The 26,355-nt window shown below is 49.0% G+C and carries 18 protein-coding genes; 14 read left to right on the top strand and 4 right to left on the bottom strand.

Annotation, left to right across the window (positions count from 1 at the left end; all coding sequences use genetic code 11):
- The first annotated feature begins 72 nt into the window (after nucleotides 1–72).
- From AC506A_RS16180 to AC506A_RS16165, 4 genes are all read left to right on the top strand, one after another.
- Nucleotides 73–3,105, top strand: a complete 3,033-nt coding sequence (locus tag AC506A_RS16180; protein ID WP_495462048.1) for an alpha-mannosidase — start codon at nucleotides 73–75, stop codon at nucleotides 3,103–3,105.
- 59 nt (nucleotides 3,106–3,164) lie between these two features.
- A complete protein-coding gene (locus AC506A_RS16175) occupies nucleotides 3,165–5,375 on the top strand; it encodes a hypothetical protein (RefSeq protein ID WP_495462047.1) in 2,211 nt (736 codons plus the stop codon).
- A gap of 734 nt (nucleotides 5,376–6,109) precedes the next feature.
- Nucleotides 6,110–8,197 carry a GxGYxYP domain-containing protein gene (locus AC506A_RS16170; protein ID WP_495462046.1) on the top strand — a complete coding sequence of 696 codons (2,088 nt, stop codon included), beginning with the start codon at nucleotides 6,110–6,112 and terminating at the stop codon, nucleotides 8,195–8,197.
- Nucleotides 8,198–8,768: 571 nt separating this feature from the next.
- The gene (locus tag AC506A_RS16165; RefSeq protein ID WP_495462045.1) at nucleotides 8,769–8,903 is read left to right on the top strand and encodes a hypothetical protein; all 135 of its coding nucleotides are present in this window, start codon (nucleotides 8,769–8,771) and stop codon (nucleotides 8,901–8,903) included.
- Here the strand turns inward: AC506A_RS16165 and AC506A_RS16160 are convergent.
- Nucleotides 8,872–9,216 (bottom strand): helix-turn-helix domain-containing protein, encoded by a 345-nt coding sequence (locus AC506A_RS16160; protein ID WP_495462044.1) that lies wholly within the window; start codon nucleotides 9,214–9,216, stop codon nucleotides 8,872–8,874. The genes AC506A_RS16165 and AC506A_RS16160 overlap by 32 nt on opposite strands.
- 177 nt (nucleotides 9,217–9,393) lie before the next feature.
- Here AC506A_RS16160 and AC506A_RS16155 point away from each other — a divergent pair, with 177 nt between their 5' ends.
- A complete protein-coding gene (locus AC506A_RS16155) occupies nucleotides 9,394–9,810 on the top strand; it encodes a hypothetical protein (RefSeq protein ID WP_495462043.1) in 417 nt (138 codons plus the stop codon).
- Between the two features lie 105 nt (nucleotides 9,811–9,915).
- Here the strand turns inward: AC506A_RS16155 and AC506A_RS16150 are convergent, their stop codons facing one another.
- Nucleotides 9,916–10,962, bottom strand: a complete 1,047-nt coding sequence (locus AC506A_RS16150) for a LacI family DNA-binding transcriptional regulator (protein WP_495462042.1) — start codon at nucleotides 10,960–10,962, stop codon at nucleotides 9,916–9,918.
- A 400-nt stretch (nucleotides 10,963–11,362) separates the two neighbouring features.
- On the opposite strand from AC506A_RS16150, the gene AC506A_RS16145 reads away from it, so the two are divergent.
- From AC506A_RS16145 to AC506A_RS16105, 9 genes are all read left to right on the top strand, one after another.
- Nucleotides 11,363–13,981, top strand: coding sequence for a cadherin-like beta sandwich domain-containing protein (locus tag AC506A_RS16145; RefSeq protein WP_495462041.1), 2,619 nt, complete (start codon nucleotides 11,363–11,365; stop codon nucleotides 13,979–13,981).
- A gap of 183 nt (nucleotides 13,982–14,164) precedes the next feature.
- Complete coding sequence (locus AC506A_RS16140) at nucleotides 14,165–15,271, top strand: glycoside hydrolase family protein (protein ID WP_495462040.1); 1,107 nt, start codon at nucleotides 14,165–14,167, stop codon at nucleotides 15,269–15,271.
- Nucleotides 15,272–15,473: 202 nt separating this feature from the next.
- Nucleotides 15,474–17,222, top strand: coding sequence for a sensor histidine kinase (locus AC506A_RS16135; RefSeq protein WP_495462039.1), 1,749 nt, complete (start codon nucleotides 15,474–15,476; stop codon nucleotides 17,220–17,222).
- Nucleotides 17,219–17,992: a response regulator transcription factor gene (locus tag AC506A_RS16130; RefSeq protein ID WP_495462038.1), complete on the top strand. Its 774-nt coding sequence runs from the start codon at nucleotides 17,219–17,221 to the stop codon at nucleotides 17,990–17,992. The genes AC506A_RS16135 and AC506A_RS16130 overlap by 4 nt, the downstream gene beginning before the upstream one ends.
- Before the next feature lie 201 nt (nucleotides 17,993–18,193).
- Nucleotides 18,194–19,924: a type 2 periplasmic-binding domain-containing protein gene (locus AC506A_RS16125; protein WP_495462037.1), complete on the top strand. Its 1,731-nt coding sequence runs from the start codon at nucleotides 18,194–18,196 to the stop codon at nucleotides 19,922–19,924.
- Nucleotides 19,925–20,004: 80 nt separating this feature from the next.
- Nucleotides 20,005–20,910 (top strand): ABC transporter permease, encoded by a 906-nt coding sequence (locus AC506A_RS16120; RefSeq protein ID WP_495462036.1) that lies wholly within the window; start codon nucleotides 20,005–20,007, stop codon nucleotides 20,908–20,910.
- Between the two features lie 18 nt (nucleotides 20,911–20,928).
- Nucleotides 20,929–21,813 carry a carbohydrate ABC transporter permease gene (locus tag AC506A_RS16115; RefSeq protein ID WP_495462035.1) on the top strand — a complete coding sequence of 295 codons (885 nt, stop codon included), beginning with the start codon at nucleotides 20,929–20,931 and terminating at the stop codon, nucleotides 21,811–21,813.
- 146 nt (nucleotides 21,814–21,959) lie between these two features.
- Nucleotides 21,960–23,066: a glycoside hydrolase family 172 protein gene (locus tag AC506A_RS16110; protein WP_495462034.1), complete on the top strand. Its 1,107-nt coding sequence runs from the start codon at nucleotides 21,960–21,962 to the stop codon at nucleotides 23,064–23,066.
- Nucleotides 23,067–23,101: 35 nt separating this feature from the next.
- The gene (locus AC506A_RS16105) at nucleotides 23,102–25,117 is read left to right on the top strand and encodes a hypothetical protein (protein WP_495462033.1); all 2,016 of its coding nucleotides are present in this window, start codon (nucleotides 23,102–23,104) and stop codon (nucleotides 25,115–25,117) included.
- Nucleotides 25,118–25,134: 17 nt separating this feature from the next.
- Here AC506A_RS16105 and AC506A_RS16100 read toward each other — a convergent pair whose 3' ends face one another.
- Together AC506A_RS16100 and AC506A_RS16095 are read right to left on the bottom strand one after the other, a co-directional pair.
- Entirely contained in the window at nucleotides 25,135–25,347 is a 213-nt protein-coding gene (locus AC506A_RS16100; RefSeq protein ID WP_495462032.1) for a helix-turn-helix transcriptional regulator, read from the bottom strand.
- A gap of 30 nt (nucleotides 25,348–25,377) precedes the next feature.
- Nucleotides 25,378–26,274 (bottom strand): hypothetical protein, encoded by an 897-nt coding sequence (locus AC506A_RS16095; RefSeq protein WP_495462031.1) that lies wholly within the window; start codon nucleotides 26,272–26,274, stop codon nucleotides 25,378–25,380.
- Between the last annotated feature and the right edge of the window lie 81 nt (nucleotides 26,275–26,355).

The following is a 26,355-nucleotide window of genomic DNA, read 5'->3' as shown; positions in this document are numbered from 1 at the left end:
ACCAAAGACGAAGAGGACTGTGTTTGTCAGTCCTCTTTCTTAATAACTTTCAGGGAATGGGGAGGGACCGTAATGCCCTACGAGACTAAGAAAATAATACTGGATAAGGCAAAAGGGCTCTTGCCGAGAATTCGACACGCCATCTATGAACCGATCGCATCTTTGACCGTTTCAGCATGGGTGACTAAGGAGCCGGTACCTTATTCAGAACGTACATCCGGAGAATACTTGGAAGTAAAGCCGGGCGATAAATGGGGCCATTTATGGGATTGCGCTTGGTTTCGATTCGAAGGACGCGTACCGGAGAGTGCTGCCGGAAAGAAGGTTGTGCTGCTTATTGATGTGAACGGTGAGCTGTGCTTGGTGGATCGCGAAGGATCGCCGTATCAAGGACTCACCAACATTAACTCCGAATTTGATTTCAGCCTGGGATTGCCGGGCAAACGTGTGGTGGATGTTAGTGAGTCTGCTGCCGGGGAAACGATCGACTTGTGGGCTGATGCAGGGTGCAATGACTTATTCGGGAAGTATCGAAGCGGTACGCTCAAAGAAGCGGATATTGCAATATGCAACGACGAAACCCGTCGCCTCTATTATGACTATGAGGTGCTGCTGGAGCTGGCGGAGCAAGTGCCGGATGCCGGCGCAAGGAAAGATCGCGTTATTCAAAGTCTGTACGAGTCGGCGCTTGTGCTTGAAGTCATTAATGATGAAACCGTTGCGCGAGCTAGGGAGATTCTAGCCAAGCAGCTTGCCAAACGCGGGGGAGATCCAACGATAACGGTAAGCGCCATTGGACATGCACATATGGATTTGGCGTGGTTATGGCCGATTCGGGAGACCATTCGCAAGGGGGCGCGGACGTTCTCGACCGTACTTCGCAACATGGAGAAGTATCCCGATTATGTGTTCGGCGCAAGTCAGCCGCAGCTATATCAATGGATGAAAGAGTATTATCCGACGCTCTACGACCAGATTAAGGCGAGAGTGAAGGAGGGGCGCTGGGAAGTACAAGGCGCAATGTGGGTGGAGCCGGATACGAATATTTCCGGTGGCGAAGCATTGGTTAGGCAGATCCTATATGGGAAGAAGTTTTTCCAGGATGAGTTTGGCCAGGAGATGAAGGTGCTGTGGCTTCCCGACGTATTCGGCTATAACGCGAGTCTTCCACAGATTCTGAAGAAGTCCGGCGTCGACTACATGATGACGCAGAAGCTGTCATGGAGCGTATACAACACGCATCCGCATCATAGTTTTCATTGGGAAGGTATTGATGGCAGTAAAGTGCTTGCTCATCTGCCGCCTGAGGATACTTATAATAGCCCTGGAGCACCGAGGTCGCTTGCCAAGATTGAGAGCAGCTATCTCGACCGCAATGTTTCCGAACATGCGTTAATGTTGTTTGGCATCGGGGATGGCGGCGGAGGCCCTGGAGAAGAACACTTAGAGCGTTTGGCGCGAGAGCATAACCTGCTCGGACTGCCGCCGGTCGTTCAGGAATCTTCTCTGTCTTTCTTCGAGAAACTTGCGGAGGAAGGACCGAAGTTCCAAACGTACCGCGGTGAGCTGTATTTGGAGAAGCATCAAGGGACGTTGACATCGCAGGCCAGAAACAAATGGTATAACCGCAAAATGGAAAAGTCGCTGCGGGAGCTGGAATTTGCGGCATCGCTGGCGCTTGCGCTCGGTGGCCAGACGCAGGCTTATCCGACAGCAGAACTAGATGAAGTATGGAAAGAAGTTTTGTTATATCAATTCCATGATATCCTGCCGGGTTCTTCGATTACTCGCGTGTTTGATGAATCGCTGGCCCGCTATGAAATCCTTCATACCCGAGTGGCAGAGATGATCGAGCAAACCTATGCGAACGTTGCGGGTCTGTCCGGCATTGCAAGCAGGCAAGCAATTGTTGTCAATTCACTGCCATGGGAACGTGATGAGCTGGTGGAACAGAATGGCGTCCAGTACGCTGTGAAAGTGCCGCCAATGGGCTTTATTGCACTCTCGGAAGAGATGCGTTGTGTGGATAACGACCTGCGACAGGCTCCACTAGAACTGCACGCAGATGAATCATTACTTGAAAACCGCAATCTGCGAGTTGCTTTTGCTCCGGATGGGAGCATTCTATCGATCTATGACAAAGTTGCGGGCAGAGAATCTATTGAAGCCGGTAAGAATGCTAACGTGCTGACGATCTATCATGATAAAGGCGATGCATGGGATTTCCCGCGCGATTACAGGGATACAGTAGCGGGCACGATGCAGCTTGAAAGCTCCTCAGCTTCCATTTCGGGTTCGAAAGCGGTGCTTGTGCAAAGCTATCGTTTCGGTGCGTCAGCGCTGGAACAGCGAATTGTATTAGATGAAGAAGGAACGACGATTCAGTTCGAAACGAAGGTGGATTGGCAGGAGTCGGAGAAAATGCTTCGTACCTCCTTCCCGGTCAGCGTGATGTCGGAGCACGTCAATTGCGAGATTCAGTTCGGCTATTTGAAACGGCCGACAACGCGCAATACGATGGTAGAGTTCGTTAGAGATGAAATTTGCGCACATCAATATATAGACTTATCGCAGCCAGATTATGGTGTCGCGCTGCTTAGTGACAGCAAGTACGGCTTCAGTGCGGAGAGAAACGTGCTGGATATGAATTTGCTGCGGAGCCCCGGCTACCCGGATCCTGTCTGCGACCGGGCTGAGCACAAGTTCGTTTATGCAATCTATCCGCATCAGGGGGATTTCGTTCAGGCGAAGGTGTTCCATAAAGGCTACGAATTGAATACACCGCTTACCGTCGTGCAGTCGGCTGGTGCTGGGTCTGCGGCAGGACGTTCCGATTTGCGCTCCTTGGTGCAAGTCGATAATCCGCATGTGATGATCGAGGCTGTCAAGAAAGCGGAAGATAGCGAGCATCTTATCATCCGGTTGTACGAAGCTTCGGGTACACGGGCGCGGACGAAGGTGAATTTCGGACTGACCTGTCTATCGATCGAAGAGACCGATCTGCTGGAGAATCCCCTCGCTGTTTTGCAGGAGAATTCGACATCGGCAGAGCTGGCATTCCAACCTTTTGAGATTAAGACGCTTCGCATCAAGTTGAATGCATAACAAGAAAGGGGAGGGAAAACCTTCCCTTTTGATTTATTTATAGAAGGAGGCATGCAGCCGTGTCCTTAATTTCAAGAGATCGCTCGAGCGAATTAACCGGTTTTCAGGAGGGTGGACCGTACCATCCGTCGTATGATTTGCAGACTGATTTTGTCATGGTGTACGGGATTCGCGGAGACTTGAAGGAACGCATTCGTGCGTGGAAGGAAAAGGGTTATGTGGTGCATCTGATGACCGGCGTATCTTGGGGAGGTTATCAGCACTATCTAAACGGTGAAGTGGATGGCAGAACGCACTGGGATGAAGCGCAGAAGAATCGTAGAAACGAGCATATCATTCACGGCACCTCCGTGGATATTCCTTATATGGTACCAACGATTGCTTATGCAGATTTCCTAACCGAACAGATCCGCGTTGCTGTGGATGCAGGCGTGGAAGCGATCCATTTGGAAGAACCGGAGTTCTGGGTGGAAGGCGGCTATTCGGATGCGTTCAAGCGAGAGTGGGAAATTTTCTACCGGGAGCCTTGGCAGCCGCCGCATGCGACGGTTGATGCGCAATATCGGGCATCAAAGCTGAAAGTACATCTCTATGCCCGTACGCTGGACCGGATTTGTAATTCGCTTAAGGAATACGGAAAGGTCAAGTACGACCGGAATATTCGATTCTATGTGCCGACACATAGTCTGATTAACTATACGCAGTGGCGGATTGTCAGCCCAGAGTCGAAGCTATTGGAGCTGCCGGGCATTGATGGTTATATTGCGCAAGTATGGACGGGGACGGCTCAGACGCCGAATGTTTATAACGGTGTGCGTAAGGAACGTACCTTCGAGACGGCTTTTCTGGAATATGGCATTATGCAGGAGCTTGTTCGCGGGACAGACCGCCGGATGTGGTTCTTACATGATCCGATTGCCGATGATCCGAAGCATACTTGGGAGGATTACCGCCAGAATTATATTCGGACCTTGGTTGCCTCGCTTCTGCATCCGCATGTAAGCCGGTACGAGGTATGTCCTTGGCCTAGACGTATCTATCAAGGCACCTATCCGAAACAAGGTGAAGAGGGGCGCGTGAACATTCCGGCTGCCTATGCGACAGAGCTGCAGATTGTGCTAAATACGCTGGCAGACATGGATCAGCCGGACACGGAGTGGTTGACTTCGAATTTGCAAATCGGCGTGCTGCTGGCGGATTCCGCCATGTTCCAGCGCAATCATCCGGACTGGAGCGAAGAGGCGACTGCGTTCAAATATGACGGTACCGAAGTGGCTTCGGCGCTCGGAAGTGAATTTATGGAGCTGCTCGATTGGTCGCCATTCTATGGTTTGACTTTGCCTTTGTTGAAATATGGTGCGGCAGTGCGGCCTGTACAGCTGGATAACGCCGGAAGATTCGCGGGGTATCTGGATGACTACAAGGCACTCGTGCTTAGTTATGAGTATATGAAGCCGGAATCAGCAGGTCTTCATAACGTGCTGGCGGAATGGGTGAAGGATGGGGGAGCGCTCATCTATGTAGGTGATGGCAGCGACGACTTCCACCTCGTTCGTGAGTGGTGGAACCAGGGAGCGAAGAAGTATGCCTCCCCGATGGAGCATCTATTCACTTGTCTGGGCTTGGGAGCCTCCTTGCAGCCTGGTGTTTATTCGGTTGGCCGAGGAAGCGTGGCTTATTTGAATGTTCACCCTGCCGATTGCGCGCTTCACGCCGATGTGGCCGAGCGACTGCGCGAGGTAGTCAGAGGAGCTCTTGCGGCAGCGGGAAGCTCGCAAGGACAAGAAGCATCTGTCTCTGTCTCGCAGTGGGAAACAATGAACAGCCTGGCGCTGCGCCGTGGTCCTTATGTTGTAGCTGCCGTGCTGGAAGAGTCGGTCAACACGCAGCCATTCGTGTTAAGCGGTATGTATGTGGATTTGCTGAGCGCTGATCTTCCTGTGCTTCATGAGGTAACGGTAGAGCCGGGTCAACAAGCGCTGCTCTATGATCTGAGCAGAGCGGGAGAGGGCGTGCAGCTAATTGCTGCGGCGTCTAGAATCGATGAGATTGAGGAGCGGGACGGAGGGTTTGCGTTCACGGCTCGAGGACCGGAAGGGATTCAGGCTTCTGCACGCTTCCTTTGTCCGCGTGAACCGCAGCAGGTCATTCTAACTGGTGCGGATGGTTCGAAGTCGCAAGTGGTTTGCGTTTGGGATGAGGATAGTATGACGTTATTGCTCCGTTATGATAACAGTCCTAGCGGTGTTCAGATTGAGGCATTGTACTAGACGCTAATTGAAATAATCTAGTGTGTTCATCGTAAATGGAAAAGACCGAGGCCTCTGGCTCGGTCTTTTCTTTATGTCTATTTGTCATCACTCTTTCATTTAAAGGTTGCTATCACATCGACTTGAACATGGAAACCGATATCGCTTTTGATGACGGAGGCGGAGATCCTAGTAGGAGTATTTCATCCAATGCGCATCTCCATCGCTATCCCGCTCTTCAGCGGTCCTAAATGTAGGGCTAGCTGTTTATTTTTATGGGAAATTTTGTCGAAACGATTGTGTTATTATAAAAGATATATTAAATATATAGATGAGGTTAAAGTTCTGGTTGCTGCGAGCAGAGGTTATTAAGGAGGTGTGACTGTAAGCAACTAGGACAGCTTTTTTACGATAGGCAAGCCGTTGTTATATGCGTTGGCTAAGAGCGACTCAGCACGCGGAATACGAGTTGCGGAATGCTCTAACGAACCGCAGGGCGCTTATTTGGCTAAAAATAGCTCTTAAAAAATGCTAACGAACCACAGAAGCACTATTTGATGGTTTTTGGGTATTGGGTAGCCGATCTCCCCATAATAACGCCCCTACGGTTCGTTAGATTCTCGAAACCCTAAATTCCGGCACAATAAGACCTCTACGGTTCGTTAAATTTTCGCGGCACGCGGTAAGTGAGTATTTCCAGGGCAAATGATTCTGAAGTAGCGTTACAATCCCAAAATGGAGAGGTGTAAGTAAATATGATCCGAAAGCTATCCGCAATCAGTCTGGCATTAGTATGCACGATGACGTTCTCGTCCGGCACATTCGCAGAATCCACTCAGGCGAACGCAAACCAATCTTCGGAAACGAAAAATGGTGCAGCCAATAATCAATCGATTTCTTGGCCGAAGGAGCAAATGCTCCCGAGCTTCAAGCAGGCTAAGCAGCTCGATGTTGCTGATATTTATGACGCTCCGGGAGACATTAAGCTGTTGTTCAGTACGTTGCAGGGCATTGTGAATCGGCAGCAGCCGCGGATTTACCTGCTTGAGAACAAAGAAGAAGGTAAATTCAAATGGCTTAACGACCTCGATGTAAACTACCGTGTCTATGACAGCTACTGGGATATTCTGAAGCGCTATAAAGGCGAAGTCAAAGGCATCATTATTTACGATCCAGCCGTCCCGGATTCAATTAACGTTGCTACTACGCTGGCGGGGCTAAAAGACGGCGTGGCTGTAAGCCCAGAGCTTGCCGAACAGTTGAAAGCTGCTCCATATAACCTAAGTGTGATTGAGGATCTGCAGGGAAAATTTAAAGACCGGTTAGATGCTTACACGTGGCAGTACGAGAATCTATGGAAAGATGCGACGCACAGGATGATCGTCGGACTTAGTCCGGATACAACCGCGCGCGTACCGGTTGAACAGCCGGATCGTTTCGAAACGGTCGCGCAGGAGCCGACGGAAGAGCGTGATGCAGCGAATCGCAAAGTATACGACCTTGATTTGAGCAAATATTTGAGCAAGCCTGATGTTTATGTGAAGTTCGGCGATGCTTTCCCGGCTGACGGATGGGGTGCTGCCGTGCATGAGGTTACCGTGAAAGCGGATGGCCAAGTCATTGCACAATTCCTTCCGGGTAAGCCTGAGGAAGAACCGTTCCTCTACGATCCGCAAAGCTCGCAAGTTTCGGATGGCAGCGGCGGTCATCGTTTTGCCGATAACGGTCGTTACTTCACGTATAAATTTACACCGCCGGCTGGAACGAAAGAGCTGGTTGTATCCGCAGACATGTGGAACCAGTACAAAGTAAGTGCCAGCAATGAGAAGCCGTTCACTTCGCTGACCAAGGAGCCATATGGTTACCTGCGCGACTACGCAGTTGCCAATAAAGCAATGGTGTTCTGGCTCGATTCCAATGTTCCAGAGCAGAAGGCACTCTTTGAGAAAATCCTCTCGGATGTGAAACCGGGCACGCCTTACTTGGGCTGGTTCAACAATGATGTGGAAGGCGAGTTCAACGGCGTTGAAATCACTTCCAACCACGGTGTTTATGTCTTAGCGGCTGACTGGTTTAGCAATTTGACCGTGTTCTCCGGTTCCAAGCCGAAGGACGTGAAGTCGAAAGCGCCGGCTCCGGTGAAGCTGGAGAACAAAATCTATGTCTCTTATACGTTCAGTGAAGGGGACAACCTTCAATATAACCAACACCGGATGCGTATTCTGTGGGATGATCCAAGCCGCGGTCAAGTGCCGATCAACTGGACATCCAGCCCGCTGTTATACGATGCTGCTCCCGTAATGCTGAACTACTTCCGGAGTACGGCGACAGCGAATGATCAAATTATCGCCGGACCTTCCGGTGCCGGATACTTCTACCCGGATGCTTGGCCGGACAGCTCTTTCGCGGATTTCCTGAAGAGCAGCAAGAAGTATTTGAAACAGACCGGAATGGACATTCCTTATATCCTTAACCGTGTAGACGGACAGAATATCCCGCTCAGTGATGCAAAAAGTACGGCATACCTCAAGGAGTACAATCCATCTGGCGTATTCTTAAGCTGGGGTGATACTTCCGAAGTGACAATCAGCAACGGGCTGCCGGTTTCGACGATCAGAGGCATTAGCGCTGTAAGCGAAGGCAAGAACATACTTGCCGATGCCAAAGCGAAATGGGATGGCAAATCGCCGCTCTTCATCTCCCTCGGCCTTCTGGCGTGGAGCCTGACGCCAACGGATGTTGTAGCCATTACCGATTCTCTCGGACCGGAGTATGACGTCGTTCTAGCAGATCAGTATTTCTCACTCATTCGTCAAGCGAACGGACTTCCTAGCAAGCCATAATGCAAAGTCGAACTGTAAAATGAGAGAAGGATACTTTTACAAAGTAACCTTCTAGCGTAAGGCTGTCCGATACGTTCTCGACAGTTTGAGGACCACTGCAGAAGCAGTGGTCCTTTTTTATATCTGCTTCATGAACATAACTTTAACGGTTGTCAGTGTGGCTATTTGATGAAAATAAGCCTTTTTGAAAGGCTAACGGTTGTGGCAGACGATAATTGGAGCAAATGGGTCGCTTCCTAGTGGAAAACGTTCAAATAAGCGTTCTGGCAACCGTTAGCATATAAAAAAGGTCGGTATAGGCCAAATAACCACTGTCACAACCGTTAGAGATGGAATGCGACTAAGCATGTGCTCATCGCGGAAGTACAGAACAAAAAGAAGTTTGCTCTCGTGCACAAGAAAAGGCTTCCCTTCCACGTTCAACGGAACGTGAGGGGAAGCCTCTTTTGTTACCATGTTTTACTAGTTTATGTCAACAACAATCGACCTATCTGAATCGATATTCCAAATCTTGCAAATCGATTTATACTAATACTATAAGAACAGCTGCCGAAGGGGTAAGTCGAAGTCTATGGAAGACGTTCAGCACATGATCGAAGAACTGAAGAAAGAAATACCGGAATTACGTGATGTACCGACTGAGGAACTCATTGCGTTTATTCAGAATGCGATCATCATGTCGTTTCTTCAAAAACAAGCTGAATGATCTTCTCCAGCTTCTCTCTGGTGCGCTCTCTTGTCAGATCAATATTATAGCGCTGCACGAGGTCCTTGATGATGATCTCCTCTTGCGTAGAAGCCATCGGCGTATAGGTGAATTCTCTGCCTCTCGTTAACCAATCCACGCTTACTTCGAAGAATGCTGCAATATGGGATGTCATATCATGGCCGGGCTCGCGTTTATTCGTCTCGTACATCCCTAACGTGCTTTTCCCTATCGAAAGTAACTTCGAAAACTCCTCTTGTGACAAACCTTTACGATGCCTCAAGTAAGAAAGTCGTTCTCCGAACGTACGCATCCGTTCACCTCCATGACGTCATCCAATCATTTGCTATTATAGCTTACAACCTAGGGTCGAGGAAAACGGATGGACTCGAAAAGAGTCTTTTGTTATTTACAATCACGTTATGTGAACATATACTAGTAGCTAAGAAAGTCGCGAATTGTGATTAATATAGGAGGTAGAATGCAATAGGTGGTCAACAAAAGCAACGAGAGAACGGACTCCATTTATGTCTACTGCGTCAAAATGGAACCGGTCAACAACCAGGTCATCTGCAGAAATTTGAATCTAGCCACAGAAGTGCTGTATATGGGGGTGACGCCTCAGTTAAGGGGGAAGTCGAGCTATAAGCCGGGGATTCCAATGTTTGTAACGATGGATGGCGTCTACTTGCAATTAGTCAACGTGGAGCACTATAAGCGAGTACTTACACCACTTGGATATGATTTGTTTCATCCATCCTGTCTCGTTAATGTACCTCTTGTGGATCGGATCGAGGTTGGCCTTTACGGCAATGATGCCTATTTCAAGGGGGATGCGGGAATAAGTGTCCCGATTTCGAAAGCGAAGATTAAGAAATACTCGCATTTGCTGGTTAAGGTTAACTAACGGTTTGCCGTGCGTCACAAACAAACAGACAAACAAACTAACAAAGGCTTCTCACCCTGCGTTCACTTGAACGCTAAAGGGGGGAAGCCTTTGTTGATGGTACGGCTATCTAGTCGACGAGCTCTCCCCAATAACGACTTGGGTCGCTAAACGTACGGTCTCAAACGTGCGGTCCGGTTTGCTCATTCGAGTGAACAGCTGCTCCGTTGCCCGTTGGCCGAGTTGGTACTCATCGAGTGCGACGGTCGTAAGTGTGAAGCCAAGAAACTCCGCTTCGCTGATCTGGTCGAATCCGGTAACCGCGATATCGCGAGGAACCGCCTTGCCAATTTCAAAGAGATACTTAATGACATGAAGAGCGATTTTGTCATTTGCACACACGAAGGCGGTCGGCAGCTTCGGCAGCTCTTTTAAGGAACGGGCAATTCCTTCATAGTTCTGATAACTCTCCGCGTTCTGCACGGTAATGCAAAGTGATGGCTGAATCGGCAGATTGGCATCGAAATGAGCGCGCTGGAAGCCGAACCAACGCTCCATGAAGCTGCGGCAAGAATGAATTTCACCGATAAATCCGATCTCGGTATGGCCGAGTTTCATCAGATGCCTGGTGATCTGATAGATGCTGTCCTCATTCTCCATAAAGACGACATCTGCCTGCAGCTCGGACAACGGCAGATCAGGATGGACGTTAATGAACACCTTTGGATGCGGAAGTGCCATCAGTTTCTCTGTATAAGGCTTGTCGAAGCTGCCTGCAACGATAAAGCCGGCAATATCACTTGCGAGCAGAGCCGGAAGCTCAAGCGCTTCAATATCTTCATTCTTAATAAAGCTAAGCTTCATCTCATATCCGTCATGGCTGATCATCTGCTCGACACCGCTTAAGACATTCAACCAGAAGCCTGTCCCGTGGTTAATCTGACTCTTGGTGATATAGGCGATGCTTCGTGCTCTGCCTGTAGGGTCGGTGGAGCCGCCACTGCCGCTGACGGATGGCTTCAATTTCTTGTACCCCATCGCAATGGCTTGCTCCATGACTTTCTTTCGGGTTTCCGCGGTGATGCTAGGATGGCCGTTAAGTGCCTTGGATACCGTGTTCCGGGAAAGGCCGAGTTCTAGTGAGATATCACTGGTCGTAATTTTTCTGCTCACGGTTATCCATCCTTCAATGTTGGAATCTCTCTTTTCATTGTAAGATAGCCAACTTTTTTGTCAATAAACAAAAACTTAATTTTGTAAGTAAACAAAATGGTGAGCGAACGTAAGTTAAACAATTGGTAAATTTGAAAATTGCATATATACAGGAAGAATTTTGATCGATTATAATCGAATTCAACAGAAGAGTGGATTGAATAAAATGATTTTGTAAACATGAATGTTACAAAAAGTATTTTTTGTAAACTTAAAGTTGCAGGGCGATAATCGATCGACTCCTTATTTTTCAGCCAAAATGTAAGCGCTTCACGTTGTTGGGAGGGGGAATTCTAGCGGGAATGTGGATGCTAAGCCTGAAGGAGTCTACTAAAACTACATTAGTTGGGGTGAATGAAGAATGATTAAGCTTCGTAAACAGATAGCCTTATTCCTCATCTTGTCTATGCTGGCAGCCTTAATAGTCGTACCGGTAAGCGCTGATGCTGTAGCAGATACAGCTCAATTCAATTTCGAGACGAATACACAAGGATTCACAGGAACATCAGGTGCGACGCTCGCTGTCAGCACGGAGAAGGCCTATCAAGGCAATCAATCGATGAAGATGACACTTAATGTGACAGGCTCCAAAGGACCATTCGCAAAACTGAGCTCACCTGCCGGACTTAAAGCAGGAAGCACCTATGAATTCCATGTTTGGGTACCGAGCGGTGCAGCCATCGCAGGCGTCCAGCCTTATATGATGGACAGCAACTGGTCATGGACAGGCAACTTCGTGCCGTACAACAATTTGACGAAGGATGCATGGAATACGCTGACACTGACCATTCCCGCAGATGCCTTGGCGCCTTTCAATGAATTCGGAGTTCAAGTGCAATCAAGTGGCGACTTTGCAGGCAGCGTCTATATCGACAGCATCGGCATTCTCGGCGGCACGCCTGTTGAAGTTCCGAACCCTGCAGGCTTAAGTGATCTTCGTGTCAATGGCACGACAGTAGCAGGCTTCACAAGCAAAGATCTCTCCTACATTGCTCATGTTCCGAACGGTACAACTTCGGCTGCGGTAACAGCTGCTGCTACTGCTGCGGATGCAACCGTGAATATTACAGGAGGCAGCAATCTTGCTGTTGGCGAAAATGCAGTCACTGTAGAGGTAACGGCGAAGGATCTGACCAAGCAGACTTATACGATTAAGCTCATTCGCGATCTTCCTTCAAGTCAAGGCAATCCGATTTCAATCCAAGGTTCGAAATTCTATGGCGGCCATAACGAGGAAATTTGGTTCAATGGTGCCAATACGCCGTGGGACAACTGGAATGATTTCGGCGGCGATTTCGATTATGACTTCTGGGATACTCACTATGCGCTGCTGCATGCGAATGGTATCAACTCCTCCCGCGTTTGGATTACTTCCAACGGAGATGTCGGCATCAACATCGATGCGGAGGGGCATGTGTCTGGTGCAACAGCGGCCCATTGGAACGATCTGGACAGCTTGTTCTACCTGGCTCAGAAGCATGGCATCTACATTATGGCAACGCTGCTTTCTTTTGACCATATGAAGAATTCCCATCCAAGCTATGACAGCTGGAGAAAGATGTTGATGAGCGAAGCTAACATCGACTCTTACGTCAATAACTACGTCATTCCATTTACGAATCGTTACAAAGACAACCCTTATCTGTGGTCGATTGACTTTATGAACGAGCCGGACTGGGTGTTCGAGGAAAGCAAGCTTCCTTGGGAGAATCTGCAGTCCCTCTTCGCGAAAATGAGCGTTGGCGTGCATGCCAACAGCAGCGTGCTTACAACAGTAGGCGTCGCGATGATCAAATATAACAGCGACACCTGTACGGAAGGCTGCCAAGGCAATAAAGTTGGCGATGACGTGTTGATGGCTAAAGTCGGCGGCAATCCGCAGGCAAAGCTTGATTTCTGGTCACCGCATTATTATGACTGGATGGGTCAATATTGGGGCAATCCGATGTACATGACGCCGGAGCAATTCGGACTGTCAGCGGATCGTCCGGCTGTAATTGGTGAAACAGCTGCACTAGGTACGACTGGCCATACACTGACACAGGATTATGCCAGTGCATATGCCAATGGCTGGCAGGGTATGATGCCATGGACCTCCAATGGCGTAGATGGACTTGGTGATATTACGAGAGTCGGCCCGGCTGCAAGCAGCTTCTACAACCAGCATCCTGAATTGGTATTCCCGTCTGGTATTTCCAAGAATGCTAACCTTAGCGACCTGAAGGTCGATGGTATCACGGTAGCAGGCTTCTCGGCGGATACGCAAGCTTACTCTTTACAGGTGCCGAACGAAACGACTTCCGTCGCGGTGACGGCTACCGCGGCAGATGGATATGCAACCGTGGCGGTTAGCGGCGGATCTGCGCTCGCGATCGGCGACAACGCGGTAACCGTGACGGTAACGGCAGAGAACGGCAGCACGAAGGTGTACACGCTGACCGTGAATCGTCCGAAGTCCAGCAATGCGAAGCTAAGCGACCTTCGCTTAAACGGACAAACGATTGCAGGCTTCACGCCTGGGCAGCTGACATATTCGATTACGGTACCGTTTGACACGCTTGTGGTGTATGCAACGGCTAATGCGTCCGATTCGAAGGCGAAGATTGTAATCGACAAGCCGCTCACGCTGGTCATTGGCACGAACCGAGTTATGGTTCATGTAACGGCCGAAGACGGCACGAAGCAAACCTACACGATTACGGTTACGCGCGCGAAATCAAGCAATGCAAATCTAAGCTTACTATTAATAGACGGGAAACCGATTCAGGGCTTCTTACCTGACAAACTTACTTACAAGGTAAACGTGTCTAAGAGTACGAAGTCGGTTAAAGTAACCGCGTTACCGACATTCCCTACGGCCACAGCAGTGATTACCGGCGGCAGCAGCTTGGTGAAAGGCAACAACACGGTGTTAGTAAAAGTAACAGCACCGGATGGTACAACGCAGCAAACCTACACGATAATCGTTGTCCGCGGTTAATCCGAGGTTATCAAAAGTTTGATTTTCCGGGAGGTATCGAGCAGTCAGCATAGAGCCGGTTTGAAGACGGAGGCCTTTCATGAGAGGGGGAATGTCTGATGTAACTGCCAGCATGGCCATACTAGCAGCTTAGCTAACGCAAGAGATGACTACCCTATTCTGATGAACGTGGGAGTGATTGGAATGACGTTATCGACTCGTCGGACTTTATCCTTGCTTATGGTGATGTGTATGCTCGCAACCTTGCTGACGCTCGTACCGAAGAAGGCAAACGCGGCGTTCGGGGACCGTATTACGGTATCCGGAACGCAGTTTATGGCTGGCGGAAAGCGGATTTGGATGAATGCCGCGAATACGCCATGGAATGCCTGGAATGATTTTGGCGGCAGCTTTAACGCCACCTGGTGGGGCAATCATTTCAAAGCGCTGCATGACAATGGCGTCAATGCAACGCGGGTTTGGATTACGTGCGACGGCGAAGTCGGCATCAACATCGCAGCTGACGGCACGGTATCCGGCGCAACGACAGCCCATTGGAACAACCTGGATACGCTGTTCCAGCTAGCACAGCAGAATGGCATTTATATTATGGCAACGCTCATCTCGTTTGACCATTTCAAGAACACGCACTCGGGATACACGAAATGGCGGAACATGATTAACAGCAGCAGCAAAACGGATACCTTCGTGAATAACTACATTATTCCGTTCGTGAACCGCTACAAGAACAATCCGTACCTCTGGTCCATCGATCTGGCCAACGAGCCGGACTGGATCTATGAGGATGCGGCGGCAGGGCAGCTGCCTTGGAATGTGCTTCAGCGTTACTTTGCCAAAGCTGCGGTCGCGATTCACAACAACAGCCAAATTCTTGTGACGGTCGGCATGGCAATGATCAAGTATAACAGCGATACCGTGTCCGGCGCACAAGGCAATAAGATCAGCAATGCGGCACTGCAAGCCCAAGTGAACAACACGAAGGCAAAAGTCGACTTCTACTCGGTGCACTACTACGACTGGATGGGGCAGTACTGGGGCAATCCGTTCTACATGTCGCCTGCATCCTACGGCCTCGAAACCAGCAAGCCGGCGATGCTCGGCGAAACGCCGGGCGTAGGAACATCCGGGCATACGCTGACGCAGGATTACGAGAACGGCTACTTGAACGGCTGGCAAGGAGCACAGGCTTGGACCTCGAATGGGGTTGATTCGGCCGGCAACTTCAGCACGCTAACGCCTGCGACGAATGCGTTCCGCAACAACCATACCGCATTGGTATTCCCGTCGTAATCGCATTACAGCAGCATCCATCAAAGGCTGGCCCTTGGTCCGAATGGACCGAGGCCAGCCTTGCTTCATAGGAGGGAACTGTGGAATGATGTAAAATAATGAAAGATTATGATGTAATATGGCGGATTGACGGTTCCCTTCGGAATTACTTACAATAATAACAATCACTGGAAACCACACATCAGGAGCGGGGGAACCTCAATTGTTGCCGAAATCATCGTACTCTTTGAAGAACAGAGCTACCTTCTTCTTAATCCTGAGTTCTATCATTCCACTAGCATTAATCGGATATATTTCGTATGTATCCATGATTTCACTATTAAATACGAATATCGATGATGGGATTCATAGCAATATGAAGCAATTCCAAATTAGCGTGGATCATGTATTCTCGAATTTAGAAGACTCGGCGCTCCAGCTTGCGATGTATAACGGACGCGTAGCCGATGATATTGAAACCTTTATTGAAACCAAGGATATATTGACCAAATACGAGAAGAAGAAAGCGGTCATTGAGAGTATCTCGCTCATTAATGCCGCGAAACCGGATCTTGGGCTTATTTTCTTCTATTATGCCAATAAGAATCAGGTCATGTTCGAGAATCAGAGCGTGACAGACGGTTTTAGCCTAGAGCTGCTGCCCAAGCTTGCGGATGGCATTAACGCAACTTTCTATGGACCTCATATGACCGTGAAAACGACGAAGGATATGCAGGTATTCTCTATCGCCCGCAAGGTGAACCTCATTGAGGGAGCCGATTTATACGTTTATGTCGAGACCGGCATTAAGCTGTTTGAAGATCTCTTGAAATCGCAGCAGTATAAGCTCGATGTATCGTCGATTCTGCTGAACGATCAAGGCCAGGTGATGTACAGCCAGCTTCCGGAGGATTTCGCGATTGGTGAGCGAGTCGATGTGAAGAAGCTCAGTAGTACGAGCAAATCAGATACGATCAAGAAAGGCTATTATGTCTTCTCACAGAAGGGCGAGCAGGGATGGTATATTCTCTCTGCCGTGAAGACGAAAGCCTATAGCGCGGATGTTAAGAAATGGATTGGGAAATTCGCGCTGTTCGCCGCACTTTCGATCATCATCAGTTTATTTCTGGGGCTCTCCATATGGAGAATTGTCTCGCGGCCGCTGCGGACGATTAATAGAGAGATTATTTTGCTTGCGCATAATAAATTCAATTCCAAGGTGAAAATGACCGGCATACTAGAGTTCGATAGCTTGCTAGTTCAGTTTAACGATATGAAAATCAAAATTTCGGATTTATTCAAGGAACTGGAGGAGAAGGAGCGCAAGAAACGAGTCATCGAAGTGGAGAAAATCATGCATCAGATTAATCCCCATTTCCTGCATAATACACTGAATACCGTCCAGTGGCTGGCAAGAATGAACGGGCAGGATGAGATCGATCGTTTGGTTGCCCTCTTCACAAGAGTGCTTCATTACAATCTGGGTAAGGAAGGCGGCATCGTCTCGTTGAACGAGGAAGTGGAGGCGCTTCAGAATTATGTGGATTTGCAGCGAATCCGCTATGCCTATCATTTTGACGTGCAGATCGTGGTTGATCCTGCGCTTGGGGACGTGAGTATCCCGCGGTTTATTATGCAGCCGATCGTTGAGAATGCCATCTATCATGGGCTCAAGGATGAGAGCGGGTCGATTCAGATCGCGGCGTATGAACAGGACAATCAATTGATCATTAGAGTGGAAGACAGTGGAGAAGGCATGACCGATGCAGACATTGAGCGAATGCTGGAGCCGCAATCCGAGGAACACAAGAAAGTCGGAATGGGGATCGGACTCAGCTACGTCAAATACATGCTTGAAGTGAACTACGGTCACGAGGCTGAAATGGAAATTAAAGGCGAGAAGGGCAAAGGAACCGTATTCAAGCTCCGCCTACCCATCATTCGAAGAGCGCATAAGGAGGAACTGCAATGATCAGAACCTTAATTGTAGACGATGAAATCTATGTGAGAAAAGGGCTTATATCCGTACTGCCGTGGGAGAGATTCAGTTTTACGATCGTCGGTGATGTGAGCAGTGGAGATAAGGCGATTGAATTTCTGAAAGGCAATGGCGTAGATGTCATGTTCATGGATCTGACGATGCCGGGCATGTCGGGGTTCGAGCTCATGAAGGAAGTGCGAAACAGTTTTCCAGACCTGAAGGTGGTTGTGCTGACCTGCCATCAGGACTTTGAGTTCATTCAAGAGACGATGCGCCTTGGCGCTATTGACTATATTGTGAAAACACAGCTGGAGAAGGAGAAGCTCGACGATGTGCTCGAGCGAATTGAGAGCCGCATCCGGCGCGAGAACAAAGAGCGGAGCGGGAGCGAATATGCGCCGATCTTCAAGAATGAGCAAGGGAAACGATATTCGGAGGAAGTCGTCTCCTGTATCAACAACGCCGTCAAATTCATGAACGAGCATTTATTCCATGGCATCAACCAGGAAGAGGTCGCCAAGGCCGTCAATATGAGCAGAGGTTATTTCAGCTTGTGCTTCAAGGATATCGTGGGGACGCCGTTCAGTGAATACTTGAAGAATATGAAAATCCAATCCGCCGAAGCGCTGCTGCGCAAAACGAGCAAACCGGTATACTTGATTGCCGACCAGCTGGGATTCCAAGATGAGAAGTATTTCAGCAAGCTGTTTCGCGAGCATTGCGGCATGACGCCTACCGAGTTTCGGGAGCGGAATCGGTAATCATTGAACGATTCATTTAAGCGCTTTCAACGACAAGGGAAAATTTTGCTGAACTAGTATGAAATTTGTATTGGAAACGCGTACATTTGATAACCGGATTCCCAGTTGCTGATGATGATTGTCTATCTCGTCCTTCTGCAATTCAGGCTTAGTATAGAGATAAGCAATACAACAAATTCACAGAGGTCAAGGGGGATTCAAGTGAACAAAAAAGTAAAGGCAGCAGCATCGATTTCACTGATCGCGGCATTAATGTTGACAAGCGCAGCATGCGGTAATTCGAATAACACGAGCGAGAATGGTACCACTGCAGCAACAAACAATGCGGCAGCAACGAATGAAACCGGCACAAATAACGCGGCAGCAGAAAACACTGCGCCTGCTGAGAAGCCTGATCCGTTTGCCAAGATGGACGAGTTGGTTGAATTCACTACAGGGATCTCGATTTCAGCAGAATCAAAACCACCTGCCGGAGAGAGCTTTGAGAATAACGATGTACAGAAATGGTTTGAACAGAATTTGAATGTGAAGCCGAAGATGGCTTGGTCGACAAGTGACCAGAACTTTGCTTTCGAGCAGAAGGTCAGCTTGCTGATTGCAGCTAATAACATTCCGGACGTACTTTCTATCAGCGTGGATCCGAATGGTCTGAGCATCTTGAAGAAGCTGATTAAAGCAGATATGATCGAGGATCTGTCTAAGGTCTATGAAGATTATGCTTCGCCATTCCTGAAAGAAAGCATCGCACTAGGCGGACCGGATGCACTTGAATCGGTATCCTCCGATGGCAAACTCTATGCGATTCCATCCATCGCAGACGTTGAAACTGCAATCCCGGTCATTTGGACACGTAAGGATTGGCTGGATCAAGTAGGTCTTCCTGAACCGCAAACACTTGATGATGTAGAGACAGCGCTTAAAGCGTTCAAAGACAAATTCGGTGCAGGCGTGCTTCCTGCTCAACAAAATATTTATGGCGCCGACACAAACTCCTTTGACTTCGTATTCGGAGCGTACAACTCCTATCCGGGTCAATGGGTGAAAACAGCAGACGGCAGCGTAGGTTATGGTTCCGTTCAGCCGGAAATGAAAGGCGCGCTGGAACGATTGGCGAAATGGTACAAAGAGGGCATGATCGCGCCTGATTTCATCATGAATGACAGCAACAAGTCGGTTGAGCAGATCGCAAAAGGCAAAGCAGGTATCTTTGAAGGCGCTTGGTGGTCCACTTGGTATCCGCTTCCAGACTCCATCAAGAACGATAAAAATGCAAACTGGCAAGCGACTGTACTGAAAGGTGTAGACGGCGTTGCACATGCTAAAGGCTACGGCGCAGTTAGATCGTTTGTTGTTGTGAAGAAAGGCTTCAGCCATCCGGAAGCCATTATGAAGATGCTGAACTATGCACAAGAAGCGAACACGAAACATCTGGATTGGTACAACAAGCTTACAATTGACGAAGGCGCTAAATATTTGAATGCGAAAATGCCTTTGCTGCCAGTTGGCGTAAGTGCGAAGGATCCGCATGAAATCACAGTACGTTACAAAGCCATTCAAGATGTTCTGAACGGTACAACGCCTATGGATAAAGCAGATCCAGAATCGAAAGCACAAGCAACAGCGATTCAGAACTACGAGAAAGCAACAGACAAGTTTGCAGATATGGGGCTATGGAGCCTTGCTAACCAATTCGCGGTCGGCGCAGCAGGTCTGGTTAAAAATCCGGTTCAACAAACACTTCCGGCATTTATCGGTTCGACTGATTTGATGCAGAAGAAGAAAGCTTCCATGGATGACCTGGAGAAGAAGACCTTCCTTGAAATCATTACAGGCAAGAAGTCGATTGATGAGTTCGATAGCTTCGTTAAGTTATGGAACGACATGGGTGGTAAAGATATCACGGCTGAAGTGAATGATATCGTAGGTAAATAATTCAGATTTTGACTCTTTAACAAGTGCTGAGCTGCCCCCAGCCTCAGCACTTGTTTCATCCGAATTGAGGTGGAATGATGTTGAAGACGAACAGAGTGCGTAGCAAGGAAGCCATCCACTATCACTTCATGTTGTTTCCGAGTATTGTCCTATTGGCTATTTTCAGCATTTATCCAACGCTTGGATCAATAATGGCTTTCAAATATTTCGATCCGATTGCTGGCATATGGGGATCCCCTTGGGCGGGGCTGGACCATTTCAAAATGCTGTTTCAAATACCGGAGTTTAAACAAATTACGATTAACACCATTACGATCTCTATTGTCAAAATCATCCTCAATATTTCTTGCGCGCTTGCTTTCGCTTTGCTGCTGCACGAAATTAAGAAAAAATGGTTCAAGAGATCCGTACAGACGATCGTCTATCTGCCGTTCTTCCTATCGTGGGTTATTATGGCTGGGATTTTCAAAGACTTCTTCTCCATTGATGGTTTAATTAACGGCTTGGCTCACAAAATTACCGGCGGCGAGCCGACCATGTTCTTCAATAACAACACTTGGTTTATGATCATCATTTATTTAACGGATGTGTGGAAGGGTTTCGGATTTAATGCCATCGTCTTCTTGGCGGCGCTCACAGCCATTAATCCGAACTTATATGAGGCTGCTGATGTAGATGGCGCTTCAAGATGGGCGAAATTGGTCAATATTACGCTGCCGAGTATCAAAGGTACGGTCGTGCTGATTTTGATACTAAGTCTGCAAGGTATCCTTAGCGGAGGCTTTGACCAAATCTTCAACTTGTATAATCCGCTTGTCTATCAAGTGGCGGATATTTATGACACGTATATTTATCGAATGGGTTTCCAGAGCAATCAATATGAATTTGCTACTGCAGTAGGGCTGTTCCGATCGGCAGTTGCCTTTATATTTATTCTAATCTCGCAATGGCTGGCAGAAAAATATGGCGAATATAAGGTGTTCTAGACGATTGGGGTGAAACAGATGGGAATTAGGTTAACGAAAAGCGATATTATCACCAACACGATCATATACGGTATTCTGACCTTGTTGGCCGTCATTACACTTGTTCCGCTGCTCAACATACTGGCCATTTCACTCAGCGACAGCGCCAAAGCGACGGCAGGTCTTGTAACGATTTATCCGCTCGGCCTGAGCTGGAAAACATACACGACTATTTTCCAGGATCACGCCATCCTGACTGCGGCAGGCGTATCGGTCAAACGGGTTATTCTCGCTTTAATCATTAATATGGTGCTGGTTGTTCTGGCTGCTTACCCGCTGTCGAGAAGTAAGAGGGTATTTCGTTCCAGAGGCGTATACATGTGGATTATTATCGCTACGATGCTGTTTGGACCGAGTGTGGTACCTATGTTCTTCACTGTGAAGGACATGCACATGCTTGGTACAATCTGGGCGCTTGTCATTCCGGGTGCCGTCGGTCAATTCAATATTATCCTCATGCTTAACTATTTCAGGAATATCCCAGCTGAGCTTGAAGAATCCGCGAGTATTGACGGCGCAGGGCCGTGGCGCAGATTGCTGCAAATCTACATTCCACTGTCCATGCCGATTATGGCGACCATTGCACTCTTCGTCGTAGTTGGCAACTGGAACGCATACTATGATGGCTTGATTTACTCCATGACAACGGACGATTTCCCTCTTCAAACCTATATCCAGCAGCTTGTCGTCAAGTTCGATACGACAGTTCGCGATGTAGAGCAGATCAAGAGCATGGCTTCCGTATCCAACCGAAGCTTGACCGCTGCGAAGCTGGTCGTCACGATGATTCCAATCCTGGTTGTGTATCCGTTCATGCAGAAGTACTTCATTAGCGGTATTATGCTGGGTTCGGTGAAAGAGTAGTAGTTGGCAAGGAAGGAGAGGCTTCGAAGCGTGTTCGCTGAACCGGTTCGGGGTCTTTTTTATTTTACTAGACAATGGGGTAGAGGTAGTGGCATTAATAGGTAGAGGAACAATGATATCCCTAATGAGAAGGAGGTAGTTGCAGCATGTTGTATGAGTTGAAGAACATAGAGAGCCGTGCATTTACGTCGGAAAATAAAACAGGAGCAATCGGCGCTGGCGGGCAATCGCAGAATGGCCGGAAGGGTTCGCCGTGTATCGAGGGTTTCCGGAAAGGTCAGACAATCGAGCTGGTCAATTGCGTCGGACCGGGGATGATTCGGCATATATGGATCACGCTTCCGCCAGGCAACATCGATCATATGCGTAACGTCATTATTCGGATGTATTGGGATGGTCAGACACACCCGAGCGTAGAAGCGCCAATCGGTGACTTCTTCGGCGTGGCGCACGGTCGGCAAAAAGTGATGTTATCCGACTGCGTCACGATGCAGAGCGGGAAAGGGCTGAACTGCTGGATTCCGATGCCCTTCAAGGAGAAGGCGATCGTAACCATCGAGAATGACTCCAGCTCTGATGTATCTCATTTGTTTTATCAATTCGATGTGACGCGCGGCGATGAGCTGGACGAGTCGACCGGTTATTTTCATGCACAATTCAAACGAAGTAATCCATGCCCGATGCATGAGGATTTCGTCATCGCGGATAACATTAAAGGGCGGGGCGTTTACCTCGGAACGACGCTTGGCGTACGCAGCATCTACCGAGATTGTTGGTGGGGCGAGGGAGAAGTGAAGTTCTATATCGATGGCGATTCGGATTATCCGACCATCTGCGGAACAGGTGCCGAGGACTATATGGGCTCCGCTTGGGGACTCGATGAGGTGCTGACACCGTATCAAGGGGCACCTTTGGTTGATCATGACAACGGCCTGTATTCCATCTATCGTTTCCATGTCCGCGATCCAATCTATTTCCAAGAGAGCTTGAAGGTTACGGTACAGCAAATCGGCTATGGCTCAGGCGCGAAAGCACAGGCTTATTTAGGAGATGACTTTACGAGGTACCGGGCGGCAGGAAGCGAGCCTGATGCGGAGGACTGTTATTTTGAGCTGAGTGATGATTATTGTGCGGTTGCTTACTGGTATCAGTCACTGCCTTCGCAGCCGTTTGCCAGCTTTCCAAGCAGGGAAGATCGGATTAAGGATTTGCTTATGGGTGAAACAGACGGCCCAAAACGCAGCGACGTGTAACTCCAATCGAATCAGCATGCAGGGAGGATCCTCAGATGAAGGTTAGTTCATGGCTTGGCAATCAGCTTGGTTTCCGGTGGTTCGAGCATGACGAATGGCACACCTATGGACTTGATCAGACTGATTCTGTCTTAACGGAATGGAAGGGTTCCGCCGCGGATGGCGGAGGGGTTCACGTTACGATTACATCTGATGAAAGTGAGTCCATTGCATACAGCTGCAGTCGCATAGAAGTACAGGTAACCCCTGGAAGTGATGGCTTGATTAGTGGATTTCAACTCGTTATGCCAGTCGATGCGGAGCTTGAACTTAGCTGGAAGACACATCTTACCCCGCTTGAGGGGATGACGATTGGCGATATCGTGTTTCGCTCACCGGCTATTATTCTGGAGAACGAGTCGAAGATGTGCGCGCTGATTCCTGATCTCACACATTTGTCGGCAACGAACCGGGTTATCCCTCACATCATGGATTACGATCTGTCCGCACATGCACTCTATTACGGGGTCTCGGATTATCGCGATACCGGCCATACTTACTATCAACTGGAGCCGAAGCCGCGTGCTGTACAGGCGCCGATTGTACTTAGCTTCTTTCTGGTGGAGTGGACGAAATCGGCAGCAGATGTGTCGCGTGATTATAGACCGGTCGAGCATTTCCTGTGGGAACGGTTTGCTTCCTCTGCTATGTCTGTTGTTGAGCCAGACAGCGGGATCAAGGAGCTGGAGCGCTACGCCAAGTACGCCTACGAATGGGCGTTCGAACGGTGGGAATCAGTCAGCTGGCAGCAATTTGAGCTGGATGGGCAGGAAGTCGGCGGCGTTGTCTTCATTGTCACGACTCGGCAGCAGCCGGGTTATGGACAGGAGGATGTTTGGCGCGAGAAGAAAAGCATCTGGAATCAAGCCTGGTTCTGCAGTCTTCGCAGTGCGTATGGTTATTGGATGTGGGGGAAGGCATGGGGCAAACAGGACTGGATGCAGAAGGCGGAGAAATCGCTGGCCTTTGCGCTTGCCGCGCCGCAGACAAACGGACTGTTCCCGGCTTGTTATATGGCAGGCCCGGATAATCGGTGGGAGGATGGACGCTGGATCATGTCCCATTCCCGCGTTCCCAAGGGGCAGAATGAGTATGCGCATTTGCTTGATTGCTCCTGGACAAGCATCTGGCTGCTGAAGTGGTACGGGGATATCCACAAGGATGAGCGCATCATGGACTATGCGGACCGTTATGTGAAGACACTGCTTGAGCTGCAAGAAGAAGACGGCAGCTTTCCGGCATGGGTTCATCCGCAGACCTTGGAAGTCTCCGAGCATCTTACGGTCAGCTCGGAAACGGCAGCACATATTATGCTGCTGTGCAGCTTGTACCGGTTGCGGCCTGAGCCTGAGTATCTTGAAGCGGCTGAACGTGCAGCGGCTTTCCTTGAGAAGCATGTGATAGCGGAAGGACGCTGGGAGGATTTCGAGACCTACTGGTCTTGCGCCGGTATGTGGGAGCAGAAGCAGCCTGGCGTTCGCGATGCAAGGAGCGGCTTATACAGCCAGTGTAATTTCGGGATGTACTGGACTGCCGAAGCGATGCGCGATCTGTATCTGCTGACGGGCAGCGCGCATTATCTGGAGCAAGGGCAGATCGTACTGGCTGAAGCGTCGCTGTACCAACAAATTTGGCAGCCGCCATTTCACACTGTTCCTACGCTTGGCGGCTTCGGTGTTATGAACTGCGACTCGGAATGGAACGACGCCAGACAAAGCTTATTTGCCGGCATCTACATGGGCTACTACGAAACGACAGGCAATGAAGCCTATCGATACCGCGCCTATTGGGCGATGAAGGCATCGTTCTATATGATGTACTGCCCGGAGAACGTGGATGTGAAGGCAAGGTACGAGCAGGTCCATCCCCATATGAAGGAAAGCGATTATGGTTTTCATATGGAGAATGTCAATCATTCCGACGGTCTTGCGGTCGGTGAATTTACCATATTTGACTGGGGCTGCGGGGCAGCCTCCACTGCGCTGTACGAGCTGAGTAAGAAGCAACGATAGTGCGGAACGCAGACCCTCTACATCTCCTGTTTGGGAGCGTTGATAATTTGCTCTAGCGGGATGTTGAAGGTTGCAGCCAATAGAACGATAATGTCGAGTGGGGGTTTCCTTCTGTTCTTCTCGTAATGCGAGAGCGTAGATCTGGAAATCCCCAGCGTTCTAGCTAAGTCTTCTTGCTTCATTGCTCTGGATTCCCGTAACTCTGCAATGGTATTACCGAGCTGTAACACCAACTTAATCCCTCCATTTGTCAAGCATCACTAGTTCGTTACTTGAATGGTTCCTTGCACGCTGCTTGAAGGATTGCCTTCAATTTGGATCGACAACTTCTCTTCTGCCGTGAGATCGGTAATAGGTGAGAAGGAGAGGACTCCCTCTTTACTGTAGGTTACATTTTGGAGTGCAATAAGTTTATTATTGCGTGTTGCTGTAAGGATGAAGTCGCGAAGCGACAGCTCACGATCCGCATCCATATGAAGCGTAAGCTGAATGGTGCCGGCTGGCAGATCCAGCTTGGCGCCTTTAATCTGGACCGGTATCGGGCTCCAGTTATAGACGGTATTGGAAAGAATGATCGGTTTAGCAAATGTAATGACGTAATTCACGGAAGGCTGCGCATGCGGGATCGTGATAATCCAGTGGAATCCGTCATTCTCCGAATCAGGCTCTACGTTTACCGGCGCATCGTTTGCTTTTATGTATTTTTTGAGCTGTTCAACGCTGGTTTTTGTGGTAGTCGTCAATTCGAAAGTACCGATTTCCAGGAAAAAGCCCAGTTCGCCATCGATATAATCTTTGCGCCACATAAGGCTGAGATCAGCGGTTTTGGCAAGATCGAGCCCTTTGCCAAGTTTAACGGGATAGGCGAGCCCTTTGGCGGCATTGTCGATAACACCGTAATAGGACTTGTTGTACCCGCCGTATTGCTCGGTATACCATTTGATTTTCTTATTCGGGATGGCAAAGTTAGCTTCAAGATGCTTCAAACTGATCGGTCTTGAGAAGGTTACTGTAAACTGACCGGGCTGTAGCTGTTCATCGAGAGTTAGGATAATAGGGTTTGGGGCTGGCTTGCTTTTCGCTTGTGCATGGGCGGCCGTTCCGGCAGATAGCGCTATGAACAACGAAAACAGGAGAACGATACTTCTTCTAAGCATATGCGATTTCCCTCTCCATCCGGGTAGTAGTGAATCAGGCGGCTCAGTTCGTTAAGCTGCCGTGCGGAGCCGCCCTGTTAA

It is taken from the genome of Paenibacillus sp. N22P23, assembly GCF_059383735.1.
This window is presented reverse-complemented; position numbering and strand designations above follow the sequence as displayed.

Bases quoted from the DNA above. Each gene is read 5' to 3' on its own strand.
- AC506A_RS16180 (WP_495462048.1), top strand. From the start codon at position 73: ATGCCCTACGAGACTAAGAAAATAATACTGGATAAGGCAAAAGGGCTC.
- AC506A_RS16170 (WP_495462046.1), top strand. From the start codon at position 6,110: ATGATCCGAAAGCTATCCGCAATCAGTCTGGCATTAGTATGCACGATG.
- AC506A_RS16165 (WP_495462045.1), top strand. From the start codon at position 8,769: ATGGAAGACGTTCAGCACATGATCGAAGAACTGAAGAAAGAAATACCG.
- AC506A_RS16160 (WP_495462044.1), bottom strand. From the start codon at position 9,216: ATGCGTACGTTCGGAGAACGACTTTCTTACTTGAGGCATCGTAAAGGT.
- AC506A_RS16145 (WP_495462041.1), top strand. From the start codon at position 11,363: ATGATTAAGCTTCGTAAACAGATAGCCTTATTCCTCATCTTGTCTATG.
- AC506A_RS16140 (WP_495462040.1), top strand. From the start codon at position 14,165: ATGACGTTATCGACTCGTCGGACTTTATCCTTGCTTATGGTGATGTGT.
- AC506A_RS16130 (WP_495462038.1), top strand. From the start codon at position 17,219: ATGATCAGAACCTTAATTGTAGACGATGAAATCTATGTGAGAAAAGGG.
- AC506A_RS16115 (WP_495462035.1), top strand. From the start codon at position 20,929: ATGGGAATTAGGTTAACGAAAAGCGATATTATCACCAACACGATCATA.
- AC506A_RS16110 (WP_495462034.1), top strand. From the start codon at position 21,960: ATGTTGTATGAGTTGAAGAACATAGAGAGCCGTGCATTTACGTCGGAA.
- AC506A_RS16105 (WP_495462033.1), top strand. From the start codon at position 23,102: ATGAAGGTTAGTTCATGGCTTGGCAATCAGCTTGGTTTCCGGTGGTTC.
- AC506A_RS16095 (WP_495462031.1), bottom strand. From the start codon at position 26,274: ATGCTTAGAAGAAGTATCGTTCTCCTGTTTTCGTTGTTCATAGCGCTA.